Source organism: Brachyspira suanatina (assembly GCF_001049755.1).
GTDB lineage: Bacteria > Spirochaetota > Brachyspiria > Brachyspirales > Brachyspiraceae > Brachyspira > Brachyspira suanatina.
In genome coordinates this window covers 648,840-661,638 of record NZ_CVLB01000001.1, presented here as the reverse complement: position 1 = coordinate 661,638, position 12,799 = coordinate 648,840, and the positions used below count along the sequence as shown (strand labels likewise).

Annotated in this window: 10 protein-coding genes and 1 pseudogene; 6 read left to right on the top strand and 5 right to left on the bottom strand. The window is 28.5% G+C overall.

Translation table 11 applies throughout. From position 1 onward, the window contains the following. Positions 1 to 173: 173 nt before the first annotated feature. The 4 genes and pseudogenes from BRSU_RS02985 (at position 174) to BRSU_RS14580 (ending at position 4,059) form a co-directional block, all read left to right on the top strand. Positions 174 to 1,223, top strand: a pseudogene (locus tag BRSU_RS02985) (galactose ABC transporter substrate-binding protein). A gap of 116 nt (positions 1,224 to 1,339) precedes the next feature. Further along, positions 1,340 to 2,845, top strand: a complete 1,506-nt coding sequence (gene mglA, locus BRSU_RS02980) for a galactose/methyl galactoside ABC transporter ATP-binding protein MglA (RefSeq protein WP_048593720.1) — start codon at positions 1,340 to 1,342, stop codon at positions 2,843 to 2,845. Between the two features lie 21 nt (positions 2,846 to 2,866). Beyond that, on the top strand, positions 2,867 to 3,889 hold the full coding sequence (gene mglC, locus BRSU_RS02975) for a galactose/methyl galactoside ABC transporter permease MglC (protein WP_048593719.1): 1,023 nt from the start codon (positions 2,867 to 2,869) through the stop codon (positions 3,887 to 3,889). Positions 3,890 to 3,903: 14 nt separating this feature from the next. Next, entirely contained in the window at positions 3,904 to 4,059 is a 156-nt protein-coding gene (locus BRSU_RS14580) for a hypothetical protein (protein ID WP_167336122.1), read from the top strand. Between the two features lie 75 nt (positions 4,060 to 4,134). Here BRSU_RS14580 and BRSU_RS02970 read toward each other — a convergent pair whose 3' ends face one another. After that, complete coding sequence (locus tag BRSU_RS02970) at positions 4,135 to 4,548, bottom strand: META domain-containing protein (protein WP_209435132.1); 414 nt, start codon at positions 4,546 to 4,548, stop codon at positions 4,135 to 4,137. Positions 4,549 to 4,550: 2 nt separating this feature from the next. Next, the gene (locus BRSU_RS02965) at positions 4,551 to 5,054 is read right to left on the bottom strand and encodes a hypothetical protein (RefSeq protein WP_048593718.1); all 504 of its coding nucleotides are present in this window, start codon (positions 5,052 to 5,054) and stop codon (positions 4,551 to 4,553) included. Between the two features lie 144 nt (positions 5,055 to 5,198). Here BRSU_RS02965 and BRSU_RS02960 point away from each other — a divergent pair, with 144 nt between their 5' ends. Next, positions 5,199 to 7,199 carry an FUSC family protein gene (locus BRSU_RS02960; protein WP_048593717.1) on the top strand — a complete coding sequence of 667 codons (2,001 nt, stop codon included), beginning with the start codon at positions 5,199 to 5,201 and terminating at the stop codon, positions 7,197 to 7,199. A 3-nt stretch (positions 7,200 to 7,202) separates the two neighbouring features. On the opposite strand, the gene BRSU_RS02955 is transcribed toward BRSU_RS02960, so the two are convergent. From BRSU_RS02955 to BRSU_RS02945, 3 genes are read right to left on the bottom strand one after another with little or no spacing between them, the layout of a single operon-like run. Continuing rightward, entirely contained in the window at positions 7,203 to 8,378 is a 1,176-nt protein-coding gene (locus BRSU_RS02955) for a DUF6348 family protein (protein WP_048593716.1), read from the bottom strand. Beyond that, complete coding sequence (locus BRSU_RS02950; protein ID WP_048593715.1) at positions 8,371 to 8,889, bottom strand: metallophosphoesterase; 519 nt, start codon at positions 8,887 to 8,889, stop codon at positions 8,371 to 8,373. The genes BRSU_RS02955 and BRSU_RS02950 overlap by 8 nt, the downstream gene beginning before the upstream one ends. 2 nt (positions 8,890 to 8,891) lie before the next feature. Next, entirely contained in the window at positions 8,892 to 10,199 is a 1,308-nt protein-coding gene (locus tag BRSU_RS02945; RefSeq protein WP_048593714.1) for a UDP-glucose dehydrogenase family protein, read from the bottom strand. Positions 10,200 to 10,352: 153 nt separating this feature from the next. Here BRSU_RS02945 and BRSU_RS02940 point away from each other — a divergent pair, with 153 nt between their 5' ends. Continuing rightward, on the top strand, positions 10,353 to 12,749 hold the full coding sequence (locus tag BRSU_RS02940; RefSeq protein ID WP_048593713.1) for a chemotaxis protein CheA: 2,397 nt from the start codon (positions 10,353 to 10,355) through the stop codon (positions 12,747 to 12,749). The last annotated feature ends 50 nt before the right edge of the window (positions 12,750 to 12,799 follow it).

Genomic DNA, 12,799 nt, shown 5'->3' with positions numbered 1-12,799 from the left:
ATTACATTTCAAAATAAAATTCAAAAAGTTTACATAAAATTGTCTAAATATTAAAATAATAGTTTTATATTAATATCCAAAAATCAAAAAAAGTGATTTTACTTGATTTAATAAAATAAATTTATATACTAATTAATTAAGAGAATATTAATTAATTTAAGGAGTTTTCTAATATGAAAAAGTCATTTATCGTTATGGTGGCATTATTTATAATGTCTACACTTTTTGTGGTATCTTGCGGAGGCGGATCTTCTTCATCCACAACAACTACTGATGGTCCAACTATCGGAGTAACAATTTATCGTTACGATGACAACTTTATGTCATTCTACAGAAGAAACATTGAAACTAGAATTAGCGGAAAAGCAAATTTAATTATCAATGACTCACAAAACAACCAAGCTCAGCAAAACGACCAAGTTGATGTTATGATTCAAAAAGACTCAAAAGCATTAGCTATTAACTTGGTAGACCCTCAAGCTGCTCAAACTATCATAGATAAAGCTAAAACTAAAAATATACCTGTTGTATTCTTCAACAAACAGCCTAGTGCTGAAGCTATGGCTAGCTATGATAAAACTTGGTATGTAGGAACTACTCCAGAAGAATCAGGCGATATGCAAGGTAAAATCGTTGTAGATACTTGGAAAGCTAATCCTACTTGGGACAAAAATGGTGACGGAATTATACAATATGCTTTATTAAAAGGCGAACCAGGACACCCAGATGCTGAAGCTAGAACTAGCCATGTTACTTTATACGTTACTAACAACGGACTTAAAGTAGAAAAATTAGAATAACAAACAGCTATGTGGGACACTGCAAAAGCTAAAGATATAGTTGATGCTTGGATACAGAAATATGGCGATAAACTTGAATATATCTTCTGTAACAATGACGCTATGGCTTTAGGTGCTTTACAGTCAGTACAAGCTTTAGGATATAACAAAGAGGGCGATACTACTAAATTCATACCTATAGTAGGTGTTGATGCTATTCCTGATATGATCAATGAAATCAAAAAAGGAACTATAGTAGGTTCTGTTCTTAATGACCCAGTTGGACAATCTCAAGCTCTAGTTGACATTACTTTAAATGTTGCTGCTGGAAAAGATCCATTAGATGGTACTACTTGGACTTTAGACGAAGTTAAAGCAGTTCGCGTTCCTTATGTACCTATAACTAAAGATAATATAAACGTTGCTGAAGAAGCTTATAAATAATAATTAATTTTTAATGAAAAAGGGATATTAATCTTTTAATATCCCTTATTTGTTAATTATCTAATATCTAAATTTATTTTATATTAGCAGAGTTTGAAAAATAAAGGTTTTAATATATGGATAATAAAAAAATTGTTCTTGAAATGAAAGGTATTTCAAAGTCTTTTCCGGGTGTTAAAGCATTAGATGATGTACAGCTAACCGTAAGAGAGGGCGAAGTAGTTGCTCTTATGGGTGAAAATGGTGCTGGAAAATCTACTTTGATGAAATGTTTGTTCGGTATATACCGTAAAGATGAAGGACATATATTCTTAGATGGTAAAGAAGTAAACTTTATATCACCCAAACAAGCTTTGAATAATGGTGTAGCTATGGTGCACCAAGAACTTAACCAAGTTAGACAAAGAAATATACAAGATAATATATGGCTTGGAAAATATCCTACCAAATACGGCGTTATTATTGATGAGAAAAAGATGTATGATGATACTAAGGCAATTTTTGATGATTTGGAAATACCTCTGGATCCTAGAACAAAAGTATCTACATTATCTGTATCTGAAATGCAAATGGTAGAGATAGCAAAAGCGGTTTCTTATAATTCTAAAATATTAGTACTAGATGAGCCTACAAGTTCTCTTACTGAAAAAGAAGTTGCTAAATTATTCAAAATCATTAAAAAACTTCAAAGCAGAGGCGTAGGTATGATCTACATATCTCACAAGATGGAAGAAATACTTCAAATATCTGATGAAGTTACTATAATGAGAGACGGTAAATATGTTGCCACTACCCCATCTAAAGAATTAACTACTGATATGATTATTAAACAGATGGTAGGAAGAGATTTAACTAATCGTTTCCCTGAAAAAACAAATGTTCCTGGAGAGGATATTTTAGAAATAAAAGATTTCACTGCATTTTATCAGCCTTCTCTTAAAGAAGTTAACTTTAGCGTAAGAAAAGGAGAAGTATTTGGTATTGCCGGACTTGTTGGAGCAAAAAGAACTGAAGTACTAGAAAGTATATTCGGTATGAGAACTTTATCTTCAGGTCATGTGTTTAAAATGGCTGAAGAGGTTAACAATTCTTCTACAAGAAAAGCTATAAAAAATGGATTTGCTTTAGTTACAGAAGAAAGAAGACAAACAGGCATATTCGGCATGCTATCTATCAACTTTAATTCTACTATAGCTAATATAGACCATTATAAAAATAAATTTGGATTCTTGGATAATAAAAAGATGCAGGAAGATACAAAATGGGTTATAGACAGTATGCAGGTAAAAACTCCTTCTGAAAAAACAGCTATACAAACATTATCCGGAGGAAACCAGCAGAAAGTTATATTAGGAAGATGGCTTTTAAGTAAACCTGATATTCTTATGCTTGATGAGCCTACAAGAGGTATTGACGTTGGTGCTAAATACGATATATACAGACTTATTATCGATTTAGCTACTGTTGGAAAAGCTGTAATAGTAGTTAGTTCTGAAATGCCTGAATTACTCGGTATCACTGACAGAATCATGGTTATGAGTAATGGAAGAGTGGCTGGTATTGTTGAAACTAAAAATACTAATCAAGAAGAAATCATGGCATTGTCTGCTAAATATTTATAATTTTAATCAAAAGGAAGGATCATGGATAAAAATAAAATAAACATTAAAACTATTAAATCATTTATATTAAACAATGCTATATTTGCAGCATTACTCGTAATACTTATAGGTATTATCATTAAAGAGCCTACTTTCTTCAGATTGAGCAACTTCTTAAACATATTTGCTCAGGCTTCTACTCGTATGATAATAGCTGTAGGTATTGGAACACTTCTTGTTACTCAAGGTAACGACTTAGGTGCTGGTAGAGCTGTAGGACTTGCTGCGGTTGTAAGTGCTTCACTTTTACAATCTCCTTCTAACCCTACTAGAATGTATCCGGATTTACCTATGCTTCCGGTTATACTTCCTATACTCTTAGTTATGCTTATACTTATGATATTCGGACTTATAAACGGTTTTATAATTTCTAAACTTTATGTAACTCCATTTATTGCTACTTTAGGTATGCAGCTTATACTTTATGGTGTAACTAGTACTTATTTTGATAGACCTCCTTATGGTGCTCAGCCTATCGGAGGACTTGATCCTAGATTTACTAATCTTGCTCAAGGCGGTATAAAATTAGGCGGTTTCACTATATCATATTTGATCATATTTGCTGTCATTATAACCTTGATAATGTGGGTTATTTGGAATAAAACTAAATTAGGTAAAAATATATTTGCTGTAGGTGGTAACCCTGAAGCTGCTGCTGTTTCTGGTGTAAACATTCCTCTTACTCTTATGATAGTATATACTATGGCTGGTGCTTTATATGGTATAGCTGGTTCATTAGAGGTTGCTCGTGTTGGTTCTGCTACTAACAACTTAGGTAACGGTTATGAGCTTGATGCTATTGCTGCCTGCGTTGTAGGAGGAGTTTCTTTCTCTGGCGGTATAGGTTCTATTATAGGTATTGTATCTGGAGTATTAATATTCCAAGTTATTAACTATGGTATGTCATTCGTTGGTATTTCTCCATATATGCAATACATAATTAAGGGTGCTATCATAATTGCAGCTGTTGCAGTTGATACACAAAAGTATTTGAAAAAAGTATGATATAGGGTTTTATTATGGAATATGATAATAACGATCCTTTTAGAAGAGAATTTAATAAAAAGGAAACTAGAAAAAGAACTTTGAAATCTTGGATATTCTTGGGTTTCATAGTTATGATCTTTTTAATTGCTGAGTTTGTAAGATATATTGCTAGTTTAATATATAGCTAACAATAAGCAATATAACAAAAGGCTGTACTTGTTATTAAGTACAGCCTTTATTTTTTCATTTCTTTAATCTTATATTTAATTTTCTATTTCTTCATAGATAAGAGGTTCATCTATAAACCTTGTATATATTATAAGTCTTTTTCCCTCTATTTTGATCGAATATGCTGTTTGAAGTATTGATAAATAATCACCTTCTGCCCTTCTCTTTTCAGCATTATCTGTTTTTCTTGTGGTTTTTATCATATCTATTGATATGCCTTCTCCATCAATTTTACAATTAGCCCAATAATCATTTATAGCAGATTTACCATATATTTTATTATCATCTATACTTATAGTTATATTCATAGCTGTATGCATACTTATAAGACGATAAACTTTAATCTTTTCTTCAATTATAGGTTCTTCTGCTATTGAAACTGCATTATGAGCACATGATACAAGAAAGAATATGATCAGTATAGTATTTGCATATAAAAATCTTTTCAAAGTTAAAATAAAGTAAGCTCCCCTTCTTTACTTCCACCGCCGCTGAGATCTTCAAATGTATCCATTGATCCTGAACTATTATCAAATGCTCCTGAAGAGTTGCCTTTAAGTACATCTTCAAATATAGGAGAACTTATAAGTCTAGTATAGGCTTGATTAGCATTCTTCTCAAACTGTATATTTGGATTAGCTTTGATTGCATGTGTTAAAAGTAATTTAGCAAAACCATTTCTTCTATATGGATAATTCATATATATATATTTAAGTACACCTTCTTTATTTATATAATAATATCCATTGATTCTTCCATCTATAGTTAAAAGTCCTATATTAGTATTATTTGTATGAAGAATCTTATTAAAATAAGGCTCAACAAAAACTTCTTCTTTATTATCTTTTATTTTTATATTATGTATAAAGTTTTGTAATTCATTTCTGTATATACTGTTATATTCTATAACAACTACAGAAGGATATTCTTCATGTTCTATGATTACTGGCGGCATAGTCTAATCCCCTTAAAATTAAGATATTATATCTCATTTTTAATATCGGCAATAATAAAAAATTATATAATTCTTTATTGACTATTTTTTATTTGTAATATAGTCTATACTATATAATATAAGAAAAAATATAAATTAATTCTAATGTTTTTTACAGATAAAATTTTTTACCAAAAGCAAAAAGAAATATTAATTGCATTTATAAAAAGAGCTATAGATTTTCTGCCTAGCGTATTAGTAGGTCTTTTTATAATGGTATTATCAACCAACCTATTCGGCAGAGAAAATGCTACTATAGGCGTAATTTCTATATTTATATGTGCTTTAATGCGTCAAAGTTTCACAATAGAAAGTTTTCCTGCTGTAGCTTTTAGAATACTTTTATTAGGATTTTTAGCAACTATAGCAGAGCAAAATCTATTTCTTACTATAACACTTAATTTTATAGTACCATTCTCTATAGTATATTTGCTTTCAGATGATTTTGTTCCTAGAAATTATTTTATATATGGTTTCGCTTATGTTCTTTTACAAGCTTATAACATACCTATATCAGATATACATTTAAGAATGGAAGCTATATTAACTGCTTTACTCATAATCTTTATATTCTTAGTATTAAATAGATTTTTAACTAGACATAAATTATCTAATAATTTAGCCTGCAAGGGAATAGAAGCTATAAATAAGAAAATATCATCATTATATAATAAAACATGCTCATTAAATAAAAAAGATGATCTATTTCCTATTATTAATGGATATACCTCAGCAATATATATAGACACATTAAAAAGACATAACACTATGAATAATAGAAATATTAATCACTTTCAGCTAGTTCTATTTTTGGAAGAAATAAATATTTTAATAGATAAAGAACATCAGAATATTATTAATTTTACAGATAAAGATACAGAATATTTTATAGAGCTTTCAAAGATACTAGAAAAAATATCCAATCTATTAAAAAAAGATATAGCAAAACATGAAAAAGAATATAACAATGTAATAAATGATATAGATTATTTTAATGATAATTATTCTTTAAGCAATGAAAAAAGTAATTATGAATGGGTATATATCATTGTGAAATTAAAAAATATATTATCCAATATGTTTGAAAATAAGAAAGATGAATTTGAAATAACAAGATTATTCAATTTAAAATTTATAAGATTAAGAAAAGAATTTAATATAAATAAATGCCATTTCAGATTCTCGCTAAAAATGGGCATCATAATGTGCATATCATTTACCATAAGATATTTTCTTCCTGAAGGAATAGCAATAAGAGGTTATTGGCTTCCTATTCTTTCTTATATAATGCTCTATCCTTTTTATGAGGAACAAAAACATAATTTAAAAATAAATGTTTTAGGTAATTTTATAGGCGTATTTATTTTTTCGGTTTTCTTCAAATATATACCTTATGATATGATTATACCAGCTATAGGAGTATGCTTCATATTATCGCTTGCCTCTATTAATGACTTTTTAAAAAAAATATATGGTACAATATCAGCATTAATATCATCATTTCCATATATGCCTAAATTAATGTCAGCTTCATCAAGAGTTGGATTTATAATAATGGCCCTATCTATTGTGTGGGTATTCGATCATTTCATCATAAGAACTGAAAGTCATAAGGGAATGGTTGACAAAATAAGCGAACTTATAGAAATAGATACTATAATAATAAATCAAATGAGAAAAGCTGTAAATAATGAAACAACTTCTCAATATCTATATGAAATACTATTAAAAGCATATATGATAAAAAACAACATCATAATACATGAAAAAAATCAAACAAGATACAAAGGTACTCCTATAACAGACTCCTTAATAGAAAGCAATAGAAAATTTATAGTAGAAGCAGAGCAATTAATAAATCTTATGAAAAAATATAATAGACCTGAGGATAAACATAATATATTGATATTCCTCGAAAATATATCAAGCACTTTAGAAAATACTGCTAAATTATTCAAAAATGAAATTAATGATTTTAACAGCGAAGAAAAAGAAAAAAATATCATAAAAACAGATTCGTATATATTTTATAGATTAGAAAATTGCTTTGACAGCATAAATTCTATCAACGATTCAATAAAAAATAATATAGATAATATATTATAATCTTTATATAAATTGATATTGATTAGTAAAATTAAAAGCAACAGAAACAAATATATCATTCATTTTTATATTATTATCGTTTTGCATAGCCTCATATATTATATTATAAGAATTACTAATATGAACTAATTCATTAAAAGTTTCTTTTTGAAAAATATTATTTGAAAATCCATCTATCAAAGAATCCTCAATATATTTATAACTTGTAAACTGAGTTTTCAATACATTATAATGATTATTTTCTATATAAACATCTACCCTATCATTAAAAACAGCATCTTTAAAAGCATATTCAGCACATATCTCAGGAACAAAATTTATTATTTCCTCTCTTAAGTTATTATCAGATATTACATTTTTTATATTCTTAATAACCTTATCATAATCAAAATCACACTTCTCAAATTCTAATACATACTCCATAACAAAATACTCAATTTCTTCTTTTGTATAAGGGTATTTAATATAAGTAGTATCTGATTGAAGTATAAAGAAAAATTGCTTTATAGAAAAAAACTCTCCATTATTATCCCATTTAATAATCTCATTTTGTACGCAGTTTTCTAATGTTTTATTCTGAATATTATTTATTGTGCATTCTACTATAATATCATTATTAGGCATTTTGGCCGCATAAGTCTTTATAAAACTTACTCTATTATTAGCAAGTATAAAAGGAACTTCTTTATGTATACAATTCCATAAAAAACTAGCATATCCATTTTTTTCATCAAAACCTATATAATCATTATAAAAATCTTCTTTATTGTTTATACTATTGTCTATATTTCCTAAACCTAATATAGGACTTTCGCATACAGTAAAAGCCTTTTTATTACCTAGTATTGAAGTTTCTATTTCATGATGATGCATGCCTGAAAGAAAATCTAATATACCCTGCAAAGCACAATATACAAAATTATCAGAGGATAACTCTATAGCCTTATATTCATCTGAAGCTATACTAGAGGAAGACTCAAAAAAAACATTATCGAAAAGAGGTGCTTTAACATAAAAATATACTGTGCATAATATACTTTTTTTCTTTTCAATCTGCACTATTTTAGGCTCTATAGTAATATCATAACTTAAAAATTTTATACAATCATTTTCTATTTCATTTTTATGATTTATAGTAGTATGAAGTCTATTTAATAGTATATCTTTATAATTATTCATTTAGCACCATTTCTAATATTTCATTAATAGACAATGGGCTAAAATTATGAATATCACATGCCGCATTAAATGCTAAACGATGATATTTTTTATCTTTATGCCAGTGTCCATGTATAAGCATAGTATTATTATAATAGCCTTCCCATTCCATTATAGGATAATGAAACAAGACTATTTTTTTTATTATATTACTATACTCCTTTATATCCAAAACATAATAATCTTTAATAAACTTAAATAATGTTCTATCAAATTTATCATTATCTAAAAATTTATCATTATTGCCTTTTATAAGGTATTTATTTCCATTTAATGATTTTAATAATTCAGTAGTTTTTAAATATCCTTTATCATTAGAAAAATCACCAACTATATATACATCATCTTTTTTATTTACTTTACCATTCCAATTATTTATCAAACAATCATGCATATCTTGATAATCATTAAATAATTTTTTTCTGTTTGCCGGCATATAAAAAAAATGAGTATCAGAAGTAAAATATATCATTATTAATTATCAGCTACACCTAATGAAAAATATTTAATACCTCTTTCTTTCATTCTTTTCTTATCATATTGATTTCTTCCATCAAATATTACAGGCTCTTTTAATAGTTCCTTTATCTTATCAAAACTAGGTCTTCTAAACTCATTCCATTCTGTAACTAAAATCAAAGCATCAGCATTTTTCAAAGCATCATAAGAGTTTTCAGCATAATATATTTTATCACCGAATATAGACTTGGCATTATCAAAAGCCTTAGGGTCATAAGCTCTTATTTTAGCGCCGGCATCTAAAAGCATATTTATTATAGTGATAGCAGGAGCTTCTCTCATATCATTAGTTCTAGGTTTAAATGCTAATCCCCATAAACCGAAAGTTTTACCTTTAACATCATTATTATAATATTTAAAAATCTTATTAACAAAAATTTTTCTTTGATTAATATTAACTTGATGAGTAGCTTTAAGTAAATCAGAATCTATACCATAATCAGATGCAGTTTTAATCAAAGCCTGTACATCTTTGGGAAAACAGCTTCCGCCATATCCTAAACCATGAAATAAAAATTGATTTCCTATCCTCTTATCACTAGACATACCGATTCTTACCAAATCAGCATTAGCACCTACTTTTTCACATATATTAGCAATTTCATTGGCAAAAGATATTTTAGTAGCAAGAAAAGCATTAGCAGCATATTTAGTCATCTCAGCAGAACGTACATCCATTATTATTATAGGATTTCCTGTTCTAGTAAAAGGATTATAAATATCTCTCATTATATCTATAGCTTTTTCAGAGTTGGAGCCTATAACTACTCTATCAGGCTTTAAAAAGTCATCAACAGCAGCACCTTGCTTCAAAAACTCAGGATTAGAAACTACATCAAATTCACCGCTGTAATGTTTTTTTATTTCATTTTCTACTAATTTATGAGTTCCAACAGGTACAGTTGATTTATCTACTATAACTTTATACCCATTCATAGCCTTTCCAATATCATTAGCTACAGAAAGCACAAAACTTAAATCACAGCTTCCATCATCTCCAGAAGGAGTTCCAACAGCAATAAAGCATGCTATTGACTCTTTTACAGCATAAGACAAATCATCTGTAAATTCTAATCTTCCCTCAGAAACATTAGCAATTATAAGTTCTTCCAAACCTGGTTCATATAAAGGTGTAATACCATTTTTAAGTTTTTTTAATTTTTCTTCATCATTATCAACGCATATAACGTAATTACCCATTTCTGCCAAACAAGCACCTGTAATAAGTCCTACATACCCTGTACCTATTATACATATTTTCATTTTTATACCCCTTTAAAATAAAAAAGTAGACATTTAACTGTTTTTATCATATAATAAAATAGTATATTTTCAAGCAAAATATTATTTGCTATAGATATTTTTAGGTTTTTACGATAATATATAATAAGATTTTCAATTTTATGGGGCGTGTAAATGGATGATTATATAAAAAGTCTGCTTAAAGATTTCTTTGAAGAAGCATTTGAAATGCTAGATAGACTTGAACAAAATATTCTTATTTTGGATAATGAAAGAAACAATGTTGATGCAATACAGGAAATATTTAGGGCCGTTCATACTTTAAAAGGAAGTGCCGGTGCTGTAGAACTCGTTGAAACCCAAAAATATGCCCATAGATTTGAGGACTTATTAGATTTAATAAGAAATAATAAAATAGAAGTAGATGATGCTACTATAGATGTACTTTTAAAAGGTATAGATATATTAAAAGATCTTATTAATACCGCAAGCGAAGAAAGTGAATATTCCGGCGATATAGAAGCTGAAATAAAAAAATTAGAAGATTTTAAAAACATGAAATTGGGACAAGGTCCTGCACCATCTTCTGGAAATGCTCCTGCTGCAGCTACGTCTGGAAATGCTCCTGCCGCTCCTGAAGCTGAAAAAAAGATAAATAAATATGAACTTCTTCCAAATGACAGTGATTTATTAGGAATAATAAGGGATAATGTAGAAGAAAATGTTAAAACAAAATTAGTTCATGTAAGTTTTGATCCTGAAAGCCCTATGAGAACTGTAGGTGGGGTTCAAGTATTCGTTGCATTAAAAGATGTAGGCGAAATAATGGGAAGTATACCTCCACTTGAAGCTTTGGAAGGTGATGAGTTTTATGAACATGTAACTTATATACTAGCAGCTATTAAAGAAGATCAAACTATAATAGATGCTATTACTTTACCAGATGTTACTAAAGAAATATCAATAGAAGAAATAATACTTGAAGAATATGAGAAATTCCTTCAAGAGAAAAAACAGAAGGAAGAAGCCCAAAAAGCAAAAGAAGCTTCTGCTCCTTCAGGTGCCGCTAAAAAAACTGATGCTGCTAAAGGCAGTAAAGATCATAAAGTAGAAAGACAAAGCTCATTCTTAAGGGTAGAAAGTGACAGAATTGATGCTATGATGAACCAAGTTGGAGAGCTTGTAACAAATAAAAGTTCTTATGTACAGTATGATGATGATCTTACTTCATATCAAAAAATTATAGGTACTGGCATCAATGAAGTAAAAAGATATTATAGAGATAGTATTGTACAGATACTTAGAAAATTTGAAGAGCATTTACAGAAAAAAGAAGCTAAAGAAATTAGAAATACATATATTGACGGATTCAATAATAAATTAAATGAATTTGTAAAAATGGAAGAAGAGTTTAAAAATACTTTAGACAGGTTTAGAAACTCTTATCAGCTTCTTACAAGGGTAACAAATGAACTTCAGGAAACTGTAATGAAAATTAGGATGCTTCCTATAGCTCAAACTTTCAACAGATTCCCTCGTCTTATAAGAGACTTATCAAGAGATTTAGGTAAAGAAGTAAAATTAGAAATGTATGGAGAGGAAACTGAATTAGATAAATCCGTTATTGAAGTCTTAGTTGACCCATTAGTACACATTATAAGAAATGCTATGGACCATGGTATAGAACTTCCTGAAGATAGAGAAAAAGCTGGAAAGCCTAGAACAGGTACGGTTGTTTTAAGTGCTTCGCATGAAGGTAACTTGATCATCATAAAAATATCAGATGACGGTAAAGGAATGATACCTCAGAAAATATTTGAAAGTGCCGTTAAAAAAGGACTTGTATCTGCTGATGCTAAACTTTCAGAAAGACAAATGCTTGAATATATATTTGCTCCTGGTTTCTCTACTGCTGCTAAAATTACAAATGTATCCGGAAGGGGTGTTGGTATGGACGTTGTTAAGAAAAGTTTGGAGAAAATCAATGGTACTGTAGGTATAGAAACAGAATGGGGAAAAGGTTCTACTTTCTTCTTAAGAATTCCTCTTACTGTTGCTATTATTCAGGCTCTTATAGTTGATGCTGAAAAAGAATATTATGCAGTTCCTATTAACAGTATATTAGAAACTGTAAAAATAGATGTTAAAGATATTCAGGAATTGGAAGGAATAGAAGTTATTAAAGTTAGAGATGATGTTATCAATGTATTAAGTATTAAAGAATTATTCAGACTTCCTTCAAGATACAATAATATAAAATCTTATTATGCTGTTATACTTTCTTCTGAAGGTAAAAAAGTAGCATTACTTGTTAATAACTTAATAGGTGAACAAGATATAGTTATTAAAACTCTTAAAGACAATATTACAAAATCAGAAGGTTTAGCTGGTGCTACTGTTTTGGGTGATGGTACTGTAAGCTTCATTTTGGATATACAAACAATAGTAAGTCTTGGTACTAAGAGAATCATTGAAAGAGGAAAGGTTAATAATAATCAAGGTAATAAAAACGATTTGAGAAGCTTTATTGAAAGATTAAAAAATAATGAAATACCTGAAATACAGCAATAAATTTGATTTAAATATAATAGACTTATTTAAAACTAATTACCAATTTATTA